Origin of the sequence: Chryseobacterium herbae, from assembly GCF_025154075.1 — a bacterium.
In the GTDB taxonomy this organism is placed as follows: Bacteria; Bacteroidota; Bacteroidia; order Flavobacteriales; family Weeksellaceae; genus Chryseobacterium; species Chryseobacterium herbae.
On sequence record NZ_JAOAMU010000001.1, the window covers coordinates 191849 to 209980 of the forward strand.

The following is an 18132-nucleotide window of genomic DNA, read 5'->3' on the forward strand; positions in this document are numbered from 1 at the left end:
AGTTTGGATGTCTAAAATCGGACAGATAAATTACAAAACATGTCGTTTTATATTGTAGTTAGAAGTTTAATCAATATTTGAAAGCACTACATTAATAAAATCATAATCAATTGATAATCAAAATAATAAATCACTTCCATTCTTTATAATGAACTTTTATTTGCTGCTCTGCAAAACAATTTAGCAATTAAAATCATTAGTATTAAAATAATTGTATCTTTTCACCGTTGTACTAACACATTTTCCCACGTAAACCAACCATGAAAGCTGATCACTTTTTTGTTTAGTTTATGATAATTTCCTGGAGAAGCACCTGATTACGACACGGATCAAAAAAAACAACTTCTTATGAAATTATTTTCAGTATTAGAAATCAATACGCTACTAAAAGGTTATATAGTGGGCAGTACTTCACATTCAGTTTCTTCTCCGGAGCAAATAGAACTTGCCGGTAATCATCAAATTACTTTTATAGGTCATAAAAAATATGAGAAACTCTGGGAAGGGAGTAAGGCATCGGTAGCTGTTGTCAATAATGACATCTCTATTCAACCCGGTACCAACAGGGCATTTATAAAAGTTAATGATGCCGATCTTGCCATGTGTCAGCTTCTGGAATTGTTTGCGCCTCTTCATCCTCAGTTTGATACAGATATTCACCCTACTGCATCGGTGCATCCCACCGCTATTGTTGGCAAAGGTACCCATATCGGTGCAGGCACATACATTGGTCCTCATGTAGAACTAGGCGACAATGTGACTATTTACCCTAACGCTACTATTTTAGATCATAGCACAGTAGGTAAAAACAGTACGGTATGGAGCGGTGTTGTCATCCGGGAAAACTGCCATATTGGTAGAAACACGATATTACATCCTAATTCAACGATCGGTGCCGATGGTTTTGGGTTCAGGCCTTGTCCGGAAAGAGGATTGGCAAAGATTCCACAAATTGGTAATGTTGTCATTGGCGACTGGGTGGAAATTGGTGCCGGTGCATGTGTAGACCGGGGTAAATTCAGTTCTACTATTGTTGGTGATGGCTGCAAAATTGACAACCTTGTTCAAATAGGTCACAATAGTGTACTGGGCAAATTTTGTATTATGGCGGGCAACAGTGGCCTTGCAGGTAGTGTAACCCTAGGTGATCGTGTTATTATTGGCGGAAGCGCTTCTATTAAAGATCACACTACTATTGGTAGTGGTGCAATTATAGGCGCCGGATCCGGTGTTGTAGGTGATGTGCCGGCAGGTAAAACCTATCTTGGCTACCCTGCCGCTGAAGCGCGTACTACCCTAAAACAATGGGCTACAATTAAAAGGCTTGCTGGAAATAGTTAATTATATAACAGTTTCAACTAAAAAATAACCACTGCAAAAAACAGTGGCTTTATTTTTATGGAATGGTATGAACGGGATTTTTCTATCAAAACTTATTTTTGTTTTTAGTATTTCAGAATTACTGAACTTGTTTTACATTACCATTAATTAAAGTATAAAAAAAGAGTTTCCCCCCAATCCTTTTAATGATATAGTAATCATTATATGAATAACAGATAAATTTTTCCACTAATTTCTCTCCAGTTAAATTAGTTTTGATATAAAGAAATTTATTTTTAAATTTTACTTCTTTTGTGGTTAAATAAAAATCATTTCTGCCTTGTCTTCCGTCTTAATTCCCGCACCCGCAGAGTCAGCTGTTTACGCAGATCATTATGATATTGTCTGTAATTTTTGATGCTTCTTTCCAATTGTCTTTTATTGGCCAGATAATCTTCATACAGTTCACTCAATTCCGAGATCTTCGAGATCATATCAGAAGGCTGGATATCCGAAGTACCAGCTGTTTTCTTCAGGAGACCGCGGTAATACTCCATCCGGTCTGTAAGGCTGCTGTGAAATTTTGGTTCTATTCCCTGCATAGGCTGTTGATTTATGTATTAAAGCTTAAAAGGACGGTTACTTTCCGATGGCGGCAGAAGGTGTATCACTCTGAAATAAAATTTTAACGCCTTTGTCCAAAGCATCTTTGCCTGCTGATTTTGAATAAATACTGTTCAGGGCTGATGAAATTAATGCTTCTTCTGAATCTCCCAATGGAAGCAGCGGCAATGTGGCATATTCGCTGGCCGCAATCTGTGGAGCAATTCCGTTGCTGTAAGCTCCTTCCCCATTGGCATTAAAAACTTTATAAATCACCGGATGAAGCTGCCAGGAAATCTTTTTAGGCTTTCGTTTATCTTCCACCATAAATCCGGCCATATCTTTACCCAGCGTTACATCTCCTACCTGAACCACCTGCAAATAAGGTTTAAGATTATTGATCACAATTTCTGATGCAGAAGCCGTACTACTCGAACTCAGAACATAGACTTTATTCAGTCCCAGGGCGTTCGCTCGAAGGGTATTGAAATCGAGGGCAGTGGGATCATAAGCAATCTGCTGGGTAAATGTTCTTTTCACCTCACCTCCGTTTTTGTTTCCTTTGTACATAATGAATGGTGACGATGCTGTAATATTTGAAGGAATCAGGGAGCAGAGTGCCGCAGCTGAAGATACAGAACCACCGTAATTGTAACGGAGATCCACAATTAGCTCCTGCACTCCGGAAGCTTTGAATAAAGCGAATTTCTGGTTCAGCGCCGATGTCATTCCATCCGGAAAATCGTAGATGTAGAGATAGCCTGTCTTTTTACCGTTTTTTTCAAATATTTTTGACTCCAAAGGCTGTTCAAAAGAGTATCCATAATAAACTTTGATGTTCTTTTCATCCGCAACCGTTCCGTTTTTCCAGTTTCCTACCGTAAGATCTATCACGGTTTGGTCTTTAATTGATGAGGTTAATTGTTCTGCATTGGATGCCGTAATAGCCTGGCCGCTGATCTTTGTGATCATCATTCCTCTCTGCAGCCCCGAATTGAATGCCGGAGAGTTTTTCATAACCAGTTTAACTGTGGTCACCACATTTCCATTCGGTAGCTGTATTACTGCGTAATCAAAACCATACATATTCCGGACAGACCTCGGATAGGAAGAAGGATCCTGGGTATCTACCGCAAATGAAAAACGGTCCTGAGGTGACAGCAGACTTTTAAAGAAATCTTTCACAGGAAGATGGTAATCCGGTTTGCCCGGCATCTGATCTGCCCAGTAATAGTAACGCCTCATGCTGTCCTGCACCCAAAGGTTAACAGATTCTGTACTTCCGTCCGGGAAACCGGGACTCCCTTCATCATCATTATTGCATGATAAGACCAATAGGGAAACTGCAACAAGCAGCAACAGGTGATAATAAATATACTTCTTCATAGAAACGACTGGTATTACAGATAATCTGCTACATCGATATCTCCTTTGACCGTAAGGACACCATTTTCCATTTTTTCCTGAATCACGATCAGATTGGCTCCCATGTCCTGTTTTATTTTTACTTTAATGATTTCAGATCCGATATAGGGAGTGGAAGTTCCGGGTTTATAGAGCTCAAGATAAACCGGTGCTGTATTACTGAAATAGCTATATATTTTCACCTCTGTAAAACTCTTCTTCCCAATGTTGTCAAATTCTGCCAGCACTACTCCATTTTCTCTTTTCAGAATTCCTTTTACATTGGCTAATGTGGTACCGGAATACTCACCTAAGTTTGGAAAAATGAATTCAAATCCTACTTTTCCCAGATTAACCTGTGGTTTTACGGCTGAGGCCTGAAGAAAGATTCCAGGAAGATTGAAGAAGTTCAGGGTTTTGTAATCGTCGATATTATTGTAGGTCATATTATAATGGGCTACCTCAGCACCCGTTTCAGTGTTGTAGATTCCAAGTCTGTCTGTTTCGCCTTCATCTAAGACAAAATCAATTCTTGTTTCTATTTTATTGGTGTAAGAAGTGCTTCCGTTGATGGATACCGGTATTCCGTTCAATCTCAGCTGAAGAACGTCCGGCTTTGAATATCCTTTGATATTAACCTGAGCAGGTTTCTGAGATTTATCAAACGGCTGCATTACGCTGCTGTCTGCACAGGAAACGAATAGAGTGAAAAGTAAAAGTGCAATGAACTTATTCATTTATATAAATTTAAATTATAAAACCGGACTTAGAAATATTGCCCCGCCCGTTGATAAGCGGGACAATAGGATAATTATAAAAAAACTAAGTCAGATATGTTTATGGTCAAAAAAGTCTCTGCGGGGAAGCTTCAAATCATTTTTGACCGATTAAAGTTTTCATGTCAATTCCTGCAGAATGCTCTGTAGGTGGGTGGATAATGACTGTTTGGTTATTTTTTGATAAACTTCAGCCTTTCCGTTGTTTTTCCGTCAGAAACTTCAGCGATGTACATTCCTGCCTGCAATGAAGCTACATTCACAGATCTGTTATAAGGTACTGAAAGCACTTTCTGTCCGGCTACACTGTAGATATTCACCTCAGTTTTATTTTCATTAAAGCCTGGATTCAGTTGAAGCTGAAGGAATTCCTTTACCGGATTTTCCTTTATTTTAGTTAAATTTTCGTTCTTCTTTACATCCTTTGTTCCCAAAAATGTTGAAGCATAAATCGCCATTTCATCGATGTTAATATTCTGCAGATTGTTTCCTGTCGTTTTTCTGTTAGACCACATCGCGATGTAGATCTTTTTACCGGCAAAAGCAGAAATATCTATAAGGTTTTCTTTAAACTGAGTAAGATCAGCTGGAAAAGGGTTGCTGAGCGTTCCGGCTATAATTCTGTACGGACTTGGAATGTCATTTCCACTTCCATCTACGGTCATTGCCTGAAAGTCGGCCAATGTAGGAACGGGCTTCTGAGGAGTGCTTACATAAATAAACAAATCACGTCCGAAATTAAGATGTGTGGTTCTCTGTCTTCCGATATACGCTGCCAGATTGATGGTTCCGGATGCTCCTTCCAGATTGATCTGTGGAGAAATGATCCAGTCGTTTTCAGTAGCAAGGCTTGGAACTGTACCTGAAGGAACCAGACTTGTGGAATAGCGAAGCGTCCCGGAAGTACCATACGTGAGAGCGGTACCGCTTAAATAAATATTTTGTCCCTGTACCCATCCGTTTCCGTTATTGTTAAGGTCATGGGTAGTCCATCCCTGAAGATCAGCGGGTGTATCAAAAGAATTGCTCCATACCTGAAGCTGCGCTGCTGCTGCCTGAGATACCAATACAATAGATAATAAAAATAGTTTTTTCATAATACAGATTATTAGAGATTTTAAAAAAAAGCAGGGAAAGACATGGGAAGCTTCCCCTGCATTTAATGTTTTATTCTACAATAGAGAAGTCATATTTAGTCCATGTTCCCTGGAAGTTTCCACCATTTCTAGGAGATACGTTCCATGGTCCTTCGTTGAAGAACGGCTGGCTCATACCCCAAGATGAAGCGGTAGTTCCTGTCAATAGGTTGGCAGCAGGAATTCCTGATGTACCTGTACCTGTAACAGCAGTTGTAAATGCGTGTACCTGGATTGAGCTTAGGTTAGAAGCTGAAGTAAGTTCAGAACCTGTACCTTCTACTTTGATTCCAACAGGATATCCTGTCACTACAGCGTTATTCAACGTTAATTTTCCGTTTCTTCTGATGTGAATACCGTTTTCATAAAAAGATCCTGAAGGTGTTGGTGTAGTATATAACACACTAGTACGTGATCCTACGATAGTAAGATTGTTGATTACCGGATTGGTGATCAACGGTGTAGCAGTACCTGTTGCGTTATTATCCAATTCAATACCGTTCGTATCAGAAACACCACCACTTAAACTGTGTGTAGAGTTAGTATCTGCTAAAGCAAGTGCATTGGTAATGGTTCCTGTGTACCCGTTGTCGAAGTCAAAGTTATCATCATCCGCAGCAAAAGAAACCAGGTTAGAAGCATTCACTGTACCTCCGAAGAATTCGAAAGAGTCATCTTTACCGTAAGAAACCTGGATATGATCTAAAGTAGTACCATTTCCAACACCTCCTAAAGTAAGACCGTTGATCTCATTTCCTGAGTTAGGCGCTAAAAGATCGAATCCAGCAAATTCAATACGAACATATTTCAATGTACCTCCGTTGTGAGATGCATTGGAACCTCCGTAATAAAAATCTGAACCAGTTAATCCTTCAATTGTCTTAGTATCAGGTGTATTGGCAGGTGCATCACCTAAGATAATCACCCCACCGAAATCTCCAGGAGCAGCCGTTGTGTTTTCGTCTCCATCTAACAGTTTATAACTTGTAAAAATAATCGGCTGAGATTCTGTACCGGTAGCGTTGATCTGACCTGTTTTAGAGATTACTAAAACTCCTGTAGCGGTATTGGCTGCCTTTGGTTTTGCTTTAATGAAAGTTCCCGGCTGAATAGTTAATACTGCACCGTTCTTCACCGTTACAATACCATCAAGTTCTACAACACCACTCCATGTAGTGCTTGAAGTAATATCACCGCTTACCGTAGTTACAGGAAGAGAAGAAGCTGTAAGGTACTCAGCAGAAGCAGGCTTCATTTCAAAAGGAGAAGAAGAATCTGCAAGGTTATCATTTTGACAAGCAGTAAGAGATAATGCTGCAACAGCAATTAAAGTTAGTTTTTTCATTGTTATAATTTTTAGTAGACCCGGTTATATTATTTTTATGACCGAATTTTTAATATTTAGGAACATCCGCCTCTATATTCCTGCGATTTGGTTGTATAATCACCCTGCATTTCAGGAGGAGCTGTCCTGCCGGGGTTCCCTACTTATCCGCTGCTGTCCGGGAAAAAATAACAGCGGCCGGTTTTTATTGATCCTGTACTGCTGTGCGCATCATCAGTATTGATCCGGATCGTTCTCAGGTTTCCGAAACCTGTACATTGCATCAATGAGCTCTTTTTATTTTATTCTTTTCAAAACAGAAAATCAGTAATGAATTTTCTTTCTTTAAAGTTTTTTACTCTAAAATTGAAAAGTCATATTTTGTCCAAATTCCCTGGAAGTTCCCACAGTTTCTAGGTGATACATTCCATGGTCCATCGTTGAAGAACGGCTGGCTCATCCCCCAAAGTGAAACTGAAGTTCCTGCTAATAGGTTAGCAGTAGGAATTGATGTTGTTCCATAGCCTGTAACAGAAGTTGTAAATCCATGTACCTTAATCGTGCTGAAAGTAGATGCTGCAGAAAGTTCTGAACCTGTCCCTTCTACTTTGATTCCTACGGGATACCCCGTTATTATCGTATTATTTAATGTTAATTTCCCACTTCTTCTGATATGAATTCCGTTTTCATAGGCTCCACCTTGTGACGATCCTCCGCTTCTGACTCCAATAATTAGCATATTGCTGATTACAGGATTTGTAATTGGTTCTGTAGCTCTACCTGTAGAGTTATTATCAAGTTCAATCCCATTAGAATCAGAAACCCCACCGCTCATATTCGAAGAATGTAAAGAGTTGTAATCTGCCAGAGAAAGTGCGCAGTTAATATTTCCTGTGTATCCGTTATCAAAATCGAAATTATCATCCTGTGCAGCAAAAGAAATTAAATTTGAAGCATTGACCGTACCTCCATAAAATTCGAAAGAATCGTCCTTACTGTATGATACCTGAATATGGTCTAATGTAGTTCCGTTTCCTACCCCTGCTAGTGATAGAGCATTAATTTCATTACCGGAGTTTGGCCCTAAAAAATCATACCCTGCAAATTCTATACGTATGTATTTCATTATTCCTGCATTATGGCCTGGATTAGTCCCTCCGAAATAATAATCGCTGTAACCAATATTCAAACCTTCAACAGACGTTGTAGAAGGAACATTGGTAGGAGCATCACCCAACAGGATAATCCCGCCAAAATCTCCTGGAGCCGCAGTGGTATTTTCATCTCCATCCAACAGCTTATAACTTGTAAAAATAATAGGCTGCGATTCTGTACCTTGTGCATTGATCCTCCCTGTTTTTGATATTACAAGTACTCCTGTAGGACTATTCCCGTTATTTGGTTTTGCTTTTATATAGGTTCCAGGAAGAATTGTTAATGTAGCACCATCTTTAACCGTTACAATTCCATCGATTTCAATAATCCCACTCCATGTTGTATTGTAAGTAATATTACCACTCACGCCGGTTACAGGAAGTTCAGAAACTGTAATATATTCTGCAGAGGAAGCTTTTATCCCGAACGGAGCTGAAGAATCTGCTAAATTTTCATTCTGACAGGCTATAGAAAGTGCCGCTGCTGCTATTAAGATTAGTTTTTTCATTGTTGTAAGTTTTTAATCAATCCTTTATATGGTTATCCGTTTCAACAGATTTTAAAAAGTATAATTCACACTTAGACCTAATGTTCTTCCGCTGTAGGCACGAAACATGATTTTATCTATATTTTTGTCATATTTATTGGTGGCACCGGGTAACAATTCCCAGGCCTCCCTTTCTGTTGATATAGTACTTCCTGCTGATCCTTTCGGCACAGAATAAGAGTTGAAATTATTATAGAATTCTTTCACCCTGTTAAAAAGATTTTTCACATTGAATTTCAGTTCCAGGTTTCTATTTCTTAATAATTTATAGGACAGCTGGGCATCTGCGACGGCATAAGGACGCTGGATCTCTTCACCGTTGTATGCATAGCCTACCGTGATGTACTGATCTCCTTTGGCATTGTATAAAAAACTGGCTCCCAAACGGTTTCCGTCGTAGGTCATTCCTAAATTGTAGGCATAAGGAGTCTGTCCGTAAAGGGGTCTTTCCACTTCATAGGTTCTATCATTATCGCCTGTTTTGTATTGATCTTTAAAAGCGGTTACTTTCGTTATGTTGTATGTAAAATTTCCACTGATATACATCTTTTCTAAAAGAGACCCTTCAGCGATAAAACCAAGATTTTTTCGTACTTCTGCTTCTACCCCTTTCAGTTTTGCATTTTTGGAATTTCCATTATAAAGGTATAGGTTCCCCTCATCCGAAAGACGCCCTTCACGTTCAATAGGTTTGTTGATATCCTTGTAATATAATCCTGCAGAGAATATTTCTCCCAAACCGGGAAACCATTCAAATTTAAAATCATAATTATTGACTACTGACGAGGTCATTTCCGTATTGTAAATTAATCCGTTGGCTACCGGATCAAAATACGGAAGCCCTGTTCTTTCATTAAACTGAGGACGAATCACTGTTTTGTTGTAGGCCAGTCTTACATTAATCTTATTCGTCGGACTGTAAGTAAAATTTAAGGATGGCATCCACTGCCATGCTTTATCATCAATAGGAGCTTTTGTAATAATCTTATCATCCGTCAAATCTAGCTGCTGAGAAACAAGGTCATATTTAAAATATTCCGCACGAACTCCCCAAACCAACCTGAATATATTCTTCCACCTGTTGTCAAACATGACATAAAATGCATTTTGGGTTACTTTTCCTTCATACTTGTCATTTTTATACATAGGTTTTGTTTGCCAGCCTATTCCTCCCGGAACATATTTAGAACCATCAAACCATTGATTCAAAGAACCATACATCGATATAAAGCCTTTTTCACTATTGGGAACATCTCTGTTTTCATCCACCCGAAGAAAGAATTTCTGCTGTTGATTGGTATTATTTTTTATAACACCGGCATAGCCTGCTTTAATGTCAGTTTTAAAATTTCCCGTATCCAAATTCCATTTCAGGGAAGTTCCGTAGTTATAATCTGTTTCTTTATTGGCGATATATCCCCTGTAAAAATTAGAGGCTGAATTGTATACCATATGATAGGTAAGAATCTCGCTTCCCACGAAATCATATTGGCTCAGATACTGCGTGTAGTCTTTAGTATCAGATTTCACGCCTGTCCTTGCTGCAAACCAGTTGATATCTACATTTCCGATTTTGTGATTTCCCTCCAGTTTGTTCTGCAAAAGCGTCTGATAAATAGGATAATTGGTATTATCGGTATACGGTTTGTCCAGAGATTTGATCTGTGCAGGATCATTATTGGGAATAATTCCGTTGTAGAAATAATTATAGGATGCTTCCGCATTGGCGGCCATTCCGCTTCCTCCTGTATATTCATTCCAGCCTGTAACACGGGTCAGTGTATTGTCATAGATGTGCGTGTATGAATTACGGAAGGAAATTCTGTTTTTCCCCAGCTGTAATCCGAAATTCAACATTCCCGCCAGCGTAGAATTATAATTATAGGAAGCTCCTTTGTTTTTAAAATTGTAAAATACGATGGGATCAGTTCCATTTGCCTGCCAGTTAGGATCGTATGGAGCTGTGGTGTCCAGCCAGTTTCCTCTTCCCGTATGGTCAATATCCAGTTTATTCTGCTCGTTTCTTACCGTAAATGCTCCTGCAAATCCCCATTTGTTGTTATTTTTAAGGGCAAAGGTTCTTCCCAGTGCCAACTGCAGATTGGATCCCATATCAGCTTTTGTTTTGAAAGTGCTGAAGTTGTCATTGGTAAATCTTTTTGACTGTTCAAAAAATAAGGGATTGTTCCAGTCGGTCGGTTCAAGGCCTTTAGGAAAATCTCTTGTTCCGTCATCATATCCGAAATAATCATATTTCCCTTGCTTACGGGTCAGAAATTCTTTAAACGCCGACTGGTCATTATAAGAAGTTCCTACGCTTACCGTGGTAAAATTTTCATTGGGAATATCTTTGGTTCTTACTTCTACATAACCACCAGCAAAACTGGCATTCATATCCGGTGTTGCTGTTTTGCTCACCACGATGCTTTCCACCATTGCTGTGGGAATAATATCAAATGAAAAGTTCTGGTTATAAGCCTCAGTACTTGGAAGATTGATCCCGTCCATGGCAGCTGTATTCCACCGCTCTCCCATGGAACGTACCACTACATATTTATTGTCGATGGTCGTGATTCCCGTTACTCTTTTCAATGTTCCCCCAACGTCGTTATCAGGCGTTTTTGCGATCTGTTCAGCTGAGATTCCGTCACTCATCTGAGCCGCTTTTTTCTGTTGGGCCAGAAGTCCTGCCTGAGTATCTGCTTTTCGGGTTGCCGTAAGAACGACTTCTTTAATATCTGTTATCTTATCCGATGCCTGCTTCATTGCAAATGATACCGTACTGGTTTCATTGTTATTGACTGATAGTTTTTCTACCCTCAATGGGCTATATTTTGAAGCTTTTACAGTAAGGGTATAGATTCCTGAAGGAACATCCACTACAAAATCACCATTGTTATCCGTTAAGATGGTCTTCTTTGCTACCGTTACTTCAGCTCCGGCAACGGGATTTCCTACTTCATCCACTATTTTTCCTGAGATTTTTCCATCTCCTGTTACCGAGATGCCGTTTCCTTCATATTTTATTGAAATCAGGTCTCCACGGAGGCGGAATGCTACCGGAAGTCCGCTTGTAATATCTTTAAGACAGTTGTTGACAGAAGTATTTTCACATTTTACACCTTTTACTTTCAGTTCCTTAATATCCATTTTAGAATAGGCCAGCCTCATTCCCGTTTTTCCGGCAAAATCCTCCAGTACCTCAATGAGAGGTCTGCTTGCCGGGACAGCAAATGATACTTTCTGGACCAGTTCCTGTGCTTCGGCCGCTACCGTAAAAAATACTGCCGCAACGGTAAGACCGCATTTCAATCTTTTCATATGTTCAAGTTCTCTTATTAAAAGTTTTATTTTGTAGGGTTAATTCTGTAGGGTAATTTATTTTTTCAAGGTGTATATATGATCTTCTTTATGGACTTCCAGTCCCAATATAAATGCCAGCGCTTCCATATTTTCGTCAGCTGTACCTCCTGAAAAATCTGCTGTGATTCTTTTCTCTGCGGTTTCTTTAGGGTACACAATTTTAATTTTGTAGTTAGTCTGCATGACATCTGCTACTTCTTTGAATGAAACATCGTTGAAACTCAATGACAGTAATTCAGCTTTCTGCATTCCGGATTTTTTTTCTGTGGTCAATGATAGTACGGCTGCGGTATGGGCAATCCCGAAATTTGTCCACTTCTGATTAGGCTTCAGGTAAGAAACTTCTGTTCCTACTGATGATACGGCCACTTTTCCTTCATAAAGTTGTACAGACTTATCTTTTCCGGACTGGGAGATCTTAAAAACAGTTCCCAATACTTTCGTACTGAAACCGTCTGCACGCACAATGAATGGATGGATTTTTGATTTTGCCACGGAAAAAATGGCATCTCCTTTTAAATCCACAATTCTCGTGGAAGCAGGGAATGATTGGTCTACCGTAAGCTCTGCACCTTTCAGTAAGGTTACTACGGAACCGTCTGCCAGATAGACTTTCCGGTTTCCGGTTTCTGCTGTGTAAGTATCCGGCTTAAAGAAAGTAGTATAGGTAAGGATTCCTCCAACTGATAGTAGAAGTATCACTGCAGCTGCAGCGGTATAAGCGTATTTTCTAAATGGATAGATCGGGGTAGTTTTTACCGGTTTAATGAAATACAATTCCAGCGCAGACAAGATTCTTTCTTTAGATTCTTTCATATGAATCTTATCGAGATCTTTTTCTGACTGATTTTTCCACTGACTTAATAATTCATCTTCCTTTGCTGAGATTTTTTCTTCGGAAACTTCCCTCTGCCAGAGCTTAAAAACGAAGGCGGCAGTATTTTTATATTTTTGGCTTTTCATAAAATATTTCATGGTATTCACAGATACTTCTATCTATAAGACTATGAAAATGAAAAACTTCCCCAAGTGATTCTTAATATTGTATTCATATTAAAACCAGCTTGTTAACAATTTTAAGCCATTTATCTGTTTTCTCAACATTTGATTCACATTCCGGAGATATCTTTCAGAAATAATTAATCTTAGGATCCCCAAAGTTCATAAAAAGTTAATTTTCCTTTAGGTAATTTTGCGGTAACGATATGAAGACAACAGACTATACGATATTAAAGAAAATAAAATCAGGCGACCGTCCTGCATTCATGCTGCTTTACGAGCGGTATTGGGATAGTCTTTACCGTTTTGTTTTCATGAGAACGAGAGATAAGGAGATGTCTGAGGAACTGCTGCAGAACCTTTGGATCAAGATACTGGAGGATACTGCTTCCATACAGACCGACGAATCAGAAAGCGCAAAAGGCTATCTGCTCCGATACCTTCATTACAGGATTATCGATCATTACAACAGTTCTAAAAAGACACCGTCTACCATCAGTATCGATGAATATGATCCTACCGGCGAGATTGATATATCGGACACGGAATATTTTGAAATTATTGAAGAAAATGAGATCTCTGCTTTATTGCTGATGATCGATGAGGTCGTTTCCCAGCTTCCTTCTACGGAGCAGAGTGTGTATGACATGAGAATCAGAAGAAATATGTCTGTTGATGAAACGGCAGAAGCCCTTGGAATAAGCAATAAAACCGTCAGTAATAAATTAAGCAAAGCATTAGGGGAAATACGGGACCAGCTGAACCCGGAATACCAGTCTTCTAAAAAACTGGTATCTATTCTTGTATTGATGGAACTTCTGACGAAGTATTAAGCAGAGCAATTATTCGTACACCACATAATTTACCTTATCTACTCCTGTGTTACCAGATTTCTCATGGTAAGCATATACAATAAGTTCATAGTTTCCGGGAGTATTTAGCAGTTCACTTCCTTCAAACAGATTGGTAGAGACCAGTGATAGGGTAACATCTTTGAGATATTGGCCGTCTTTTTTAAGAATTCCCTTAACTTCAATTTCGTCGGAATTCCAGACTCCGTTTTTATCAACAACACATCCGCACATCATGACAATATTGGCCTGAAACGGAAACGGTTTTCCTTTAATGCTATTCAGTGAAATATACTGATGGGTTCTCGGTTTCAGGATATCAATGATAAATCCGGGAATTTCTAAAATGATTCCGTCGCCCAGAATATGTTTTCCCGGAATCAGCCATAGCTCGGTAGTTACGGTAGCTTGCGCCTGTTTATTGTTAAATGGCGAAACTATTTCAATACTTATAAATGTAGGTTCATTTATATCTATTGATGCTAGAAAACCTGCAGTCTGAGGATCGGTGATGGAAGTTCCCCTTGTTTTGGCTCCTTTCATGATCAGATCTGTATTTCCGGTGCTTCCGGTAGTATTTCCTTCCGCTAAAATCTGCTGATTTACTTTATTCCGGACAATAATATGGGCGCCTCCCAACGAGCTTCCGATAAATTTTGCATCCCTTGCTTTGGCCCTGATCATTATTTTGGTCTCTGCTGCAGAAAGTGTCAAGCCTGAGACAAGAAAAGCTACAATAAAAATAAGTGTTCTCATACAATATTTGTTTTTAAGTATTCTTTTTTAAATCTGTCATGAAAAGAGTCGTCTTTCAACCGGGAATCTATGCTGTCCAGATAAGCCAGAATTCCCAGATCATCGGAAAGAACCTGTAAAATTGCTTTCTCACAACTGTCCCAGATCTGCTCCAGCTGGGGAAGCATTTTGACGGCCTTTTCTGTAAGTGAGACCATCTGTTTCCGCTTGTCTGTACGATCTTTTTTAATAGCCAGATAATCTTTCTCCGCCATTTTTTTTACAATCGCGACTACCGAAGGATGGGAATATCCCAAAGGCTCGGCAATATCTACAATAGACATTTCTCTATTTTTTTGAAGCAGCATAAAAACGAGATACCAGTTAGGTTCTACATCAATATTCATTTCTTTGTAAAACTTCCTCACGTCATGGGACATCCGGTCGCTTATTCTTTTCAACCTGCTATCCAATGCTTTATAGCCTAATTCTTTGATAAAATCCTGATTCATTTCCTACTGATTTAAATACAAATATATAAATATAAAGCCAACTATATAGTTGACTTTATATTTATTTTGAAAATTTATTGATTTTGTTTAAAAAAGAAAAGGTAAGAATTGAAAGTTAAGATGCCAGATATGAGATTTCAGATATCAGAGATGAAATCAACAGTACAAAAACCCATTCACTCTAAACTCTCCACCTCTCAAACGCTTAACTTTAGTTCACTTGGTCATGGTTTAAGCTATTCTTCCTGTATTCTTTAGGCGTCATGTTTCTGTATTTCTTGAATAGTTTAGACAGATGGCTTTCATCACTGAACTGAAGTTCGTAGGCTATTTCGCTCAACCGGGCACTGCTGTATTTCAGATAAGTTTCCACCAGTTTCAAGCGGTAATCCAACAAATAATCCTGATAAGAAACCCCGGTATGCTGCTTAAAATATTCCCCGAAATAATTCCTTGAAATTCCAAAATGGTCTGCAATCACCTGAATTCTGGTCTTCTCCTTATCTTTCACATGCTCCTGAATATACGTGATGATTTTCATGATGGAAAAAGCTTTTCTGTTCTCTTTCAGATCAGAGGTTTCGCTTTCAATGATATTTCTGGCGATGAGATTCAGCAAAATGGAAATACAGTTCCGGATGATCAGATAATCATCCGTTTTATTCTTGTACTCTCTTGCAATCTGAAGAATAAGGGCTTCTGCAAAACGTTCATCATTCTTATTACGGAATACACATCCTGCCCTTGCATGATAATTATTGCTGATATACTGAAGTTTGTAGAGATTTTCGCAGCTTTCTATACGGTCGGCTTCCAGTCTTATTTTATCAATGAATTCAATAGGACACTGTATAACCACAAGTTCAGCATTTTCACTTTTAAATTGATACAGCTGATTTTGGGGAATAATAAAAAGCTTAGATTCCTTAAAAGTAATGATCCGCTCATCATATGTAAGTGTTCCATGCCCGTTCAGGACATAAACCAGGGAAAGAAAGGTTTTCGTCTTAAGTGAAATTTCCTCCTGACAAAGCTTGATTTCCTTCACATCAATACGTTCAACGGGTAATATCTTCATGCGTCAGTACTTATTTTTCCTCCAAAAGTACAATTTTACAGGTACAATAAGCGGGTAATTTTGCGAAAAAAATATGAATACTTATCCCAAACGCTGGCAGGCTCTCAGCTATCTGACCGCAGGCGCTTTTCTCTCGCCTCTGGATTATTTTATCGTCAATATGGCACTTCCTTCTATCAAAAAAGCCTTCAATGCCAGTGATCACCAGCTGCAGTTGGTCGTTGCTATTTACGGACTTACCTATGCGGCTCTTGTGGTTTGCGGAGGCCGATTGGGAGATGTATATGGCCGGAAGAAAATATTTATTCTGGGCTTATACCTCTTTTTGCTTTCTTCTCTTGCCTGCGCTTTTTCTCCTGATATTACATTTCTCATTATCGCGCGTCTGTTTCAAGGCGTTGGAGCTTCTTTTCTGGCGCCTCAGGTTCTTGCTTCCATCAGGGTTCTGTTCAGCAGTAATGAGCAGCCTAAGGCAGTCAGTATATTCAGTTCTGTATTCGGGCTGGCTTCCGTTGCGGGACAATTACTGGGAGGTTTTCTGCTTAATCTTCACTGGACCATGTTTTCATGGGAGATGGTATTTTTGGTTAACGTTCCCGTCACCATACTTTGCATCATCGGTATTCACTTTACTATGGATAATAATCGTGAAGAAACGAGACAAAACATTGATTTTACCGGAGCTTTCCTACTGATCACATCGTTGCTGATGCTCATCTGTCCCATTATTTTCGGCCGGAAATATGATTGGGCGTGGTGGATTTTTGTGATTCTATTATCAGGACTTTTACTGTTGATGGTGTTTTACAACTATGAAGTTAAATCATTACGTAAGAATAAGCCTGTATTGATAGATCCCAGTCTTTTGCAACACCGTCCATTCGTTCTCTGTCTTTTCATTATTTTCTTTTACAATTTCACATCAGGACTATTTATCTGTTATCCGTATTATCTGCAACAGTTTCTGCATCAGAATCCGGTAGATACAGGTTTGGCCATTATTCCTTATGGAATAGCTTTCTTTCTCGGGCCGCTCATTCTTTCAAAGATAAAGCGATCATCATATACCATGACATATGTGGGTTTAGGTCTGTTAATGACAGGATTCTCCCTGACTTCATTATTTATTTATATTCATGAAAAGCCTTCTTTTGAAACCGATATCAGTCTGTTTTTAGCGGGACTTGGCCATGGAATTATCATGCCCGTGATGATGCGTAAAGCGATTGCTTTGATCAGTAAAGAAAAAGCCGGCCAGGCTTCGGGTTTGGTCAGCATCAGTATACAGATAGGCAGTGTAACCGGTGGTACGATTATCGGAACGGTCTTTTTCAGTGCCATAGAATATTGGGGATTTCCTAAAGCTTTTGCCCTGGCTGTTTTGATGATTGGCGCAGTTCAGATCGTCGGAGTTTCCATCAATAAAACCCTGTTGAAACACAGTAAAGATTAATTTCGGGTTACGGGATTCGGGGTGAGAGAGTTTGAGAATAAATGAGTTGCTGGTTTGTAGTCAATAATATTCTTAGTCTCCCTCTAAACCTTTCTCAACCTTAGCCTGATATTTTAGTTCTTACCATTAATACAAAACATATATATTTAAACTTATGAATAACGAAGAAAAAATCATTAAAGAAATTAAAGAATCCCATACCGATATTGAAGCTTGGTTTCGTGGAACAGAAGATCAGAAAGGTCTTTACACCAAGCTTTTGGCTGGTTTTGATTCAGATTTTAAAATGATTAATGGCAATAATGATACAATCATTTTAGCTGCATTTTCAGAATGGCTTCCGGGAGCCTATGCGAAATTTCCGGATCGAAAGATTGTTCTCGAAAATATTGAAGTGCATGCTACAGAAAATCATGGATTGGCTTCCTATATTGAAATTCAGACGACAGGAAGTATGGTAACCCGTCGAAAATCGTCAGCTGCTTTTGTGATCCGTGAAAACAGGGCTTTCTGGCTTCATCTTATTGAAAAATGGATTTGATAATATTGTGGGATTGCAATTTAGGTTTTGGCTAAAGCCTTTGCCATAGGTATAAATTGAAAGCGGGCTAAAGCCCGCTCCTATTGAATATTTTTAGCCTTTGCAGAAAATCTTATCATTGATTTTAAAGAACATATCTGTAAACCAAAAAATTGACCTTGCGATTTTTAATAATTAAAATTGGACTAAGGCCTTTATCAGATCTATAAACTAAAAGCGGGCTAAAGCCCACTCCTATTGAATATTTTTAGCCTTTGCAGAAAATCTTGTCATTGATTGTAAATAACATATCTGTAAACCAAAAAATTGACCTTGCGATTTTTCATAATTAAGAT

General features: G+C 38.9%; 15 protein-coding genes. 4 read left to right on the forward strand and 11 right to left on the reverse strand.

Annotated elements, in window-relative coordinates:
• Positions 1–348: 348 nt before the first annotated feature.
• Entirely contained in the window at positions 349–1341 is a 993-nt protein-coding gene (gene lpxD / locus N0B48_RS00845) for a UDP-3-O-(3-hydroxymyristoyl)glucosamine N-acyltransferase (protein WP_259835771.1), read from the forward strand.
• Between the two features lie 308 nt (positions 1342–1649).
• Here the strand turns inward: lpxD and N0B48_RS00850 are convergent, their stop codons facing one another.
• From N0B48_RS00850 to N0B48_RS00885, 8 genes are all read right to left on the reverse strand, one after another.
• Entirely contained in the window at positions 1650–1922 is a 273-nt protein-coding gene (locus N0B48_RS00850; protein WP_223609435.1) for a hypothetical protein, read from the reverse strand.
• Between the two features lie 37 nt (positions 1923–1959).
• Positions 1960–3309 carry a S41 family peptidase gene (locus N0B48_RS00855; RefSeq protein ID WP_259835775.1) on the reverse strand — a complete coding sequence of 450 codons (1350 nt, stop codon included), beginning with the start codon at positions 3307–3309 and terminating at the stop codon, positions 1960–1962.
• 14 nt (positions 3310–3323) lie between these two features.
• Positions 3324–4064 carry a hypothetical protein gene (locus tag N0B48_RS00860; protein WP_259835776.1) on the reverse strand — a complete coding sequence of 247 codons (741 nt, stop codon included), beginning with the start codon at positions 4062–4064 and terminating at the stop codon, positions 3324–3326.
• 212 nt (positions 4065–4276) lie between these two features.
• Positions 4277–5200, reverse strand: coding sequence for a T9SS-dependent choice-of-anchor J family protein (locus N0B48_RS00865; RefSeq protein ID WP_259835779.1), 924 nt, complete (start codon positions 5198–5200; stop codon positions 4277–4279).
• Positions 5201–5270: 70 nt separating this feature from the next.
• Complete coding sequence (locus N0B48_RS00870) at positions 5271–6584, reverse strand: beta-helix domain-containing protein (protein WP_259835781.1); 1314 nt, start codon at positions 6582–6584, stop codon at positions 5271–5273.
• A gap of 334 nt (positions 6585–6918) precedes the next feature.
• Complete coding sequence (locus N0B48_RS00875) at positions 6919–8226, reverse strand: beta-helix domain-containing protein (RefSeq protein WP_259835783.1); 1308 nt, start codon at positions 8224–8226, stop codon at positions 6919–6921.
• Between the two features lie 51 nt (positions 8227–8277).
• Complete coding sequence (locus N0B48_RS00880; protein ID WP_259835786.1) at positions 8278–11586, reverse strand: TonB-dependent receptor; 3309 nt, start codon at positions 11584–11586, stop codon at positions 8278–8280.
• Between the two features lie 57 nt (positions 11587–11643).
• The gene (locus tag N0B48_RS00885) at positions 11644–12591 is read right to left on the reverse strand and encodes a FecR family protein (RefSeq protein ID WP_259835788.1); all 948 of its coding nucleotides are present in this window, start codon (positions 12589–12591) and stop codon (positions 11644–11646) included.
• Between the two features lie 242 nt (positions 12592–12833).
• Between N0B48_RS00885 and N0B48_RS00890 the strand changes: the two genes are divergently transcribed.
• A complete protein-coding gene (locus N0B48_RS00890) occupies positions 12834–13460 on the forward strand; it encodes an RNA polymerase sigma factor (protein WP_259835790.1) in 627 nt (208 codons plus the stop codon).
• A gap of 9 nt (positions 13461–13469) precedes the next feature.
• On the opposite strand, the gene N0B48_RS00895 is transcribed toward N0B48_RS00890, so the two are convergent.
• The 3 genes from N0B48_RS00895 to N0B48_RS00905 all read right to left on the reverse strand — a co-directional run bounded on the left by N0B48_RS00895 (position 13470) and on the right by N0B48_RS00905 (position 15803).
• On the reverse strand, positions 13470–14234 hold the full coding sequence (locus tag N0B48_RS00895; protein ID WP_259835793.1) for a hypothetical protein: 765 nt from the start codon (positions 14232–14234) through the stop codon (positions 13470–13472).
• Positions 14231–14725: a MarR family winged helix-turn-helix transcriptional regulator gene (locus tag N0B48_RS00900; RefSeq protein WP_259835796.1), complete on the reverse strand. Its 495-nt coding sequence runs from the start codon at positions 14723–14725 to the stop codon at positions 14231–14233. The genes N0B48_RS00895 and N0B48_RS00900 overlap by 4 nt, the downstream gene beginning before the upstream one ends.
• 211 nt (positions 14726–14936) lie before the next feature.
• Complete coding sequence (locus tag N0B48_RS00905) at positions 14937–15803, reverse strand: AraC family transcriptional regulator (RefSeq protein ID WP_259835799.1); 867 nt, start codon at positions 15801–15803, stop codon at positions 14937–14939.
• 73 nt (positions 15804–15876) lie between these two features.
• Here N0B48_RS00905 and N0B48_RS00910 point away from each other — a divergent pair, with 73 nt between their 5' ends.
• Positions 15877–17256, forward strand: coding sequence for an MFS transporter (locus tag N0B48_RS00910; protein ID WP_259835802.1), 1380 nt, complete (start codon positions 15877–15879; stop codon positions 17254–17256).
• Positions 17257–17410: 154 nt separating this feature from the next.
• Positions 17411–17797: a hypothetical protein gene (locus tag N0B48_RS00915; RefSeq protein ID WP_259835804.1), complete on the forward strand. Its 387-nt coding sequence runs from the start codon at positions 17411–17413 to the stop codon at positions 17795–17797.
• The last annotated feature ends 335 nt before the right edge of the window (positions 17798–18132 follow it).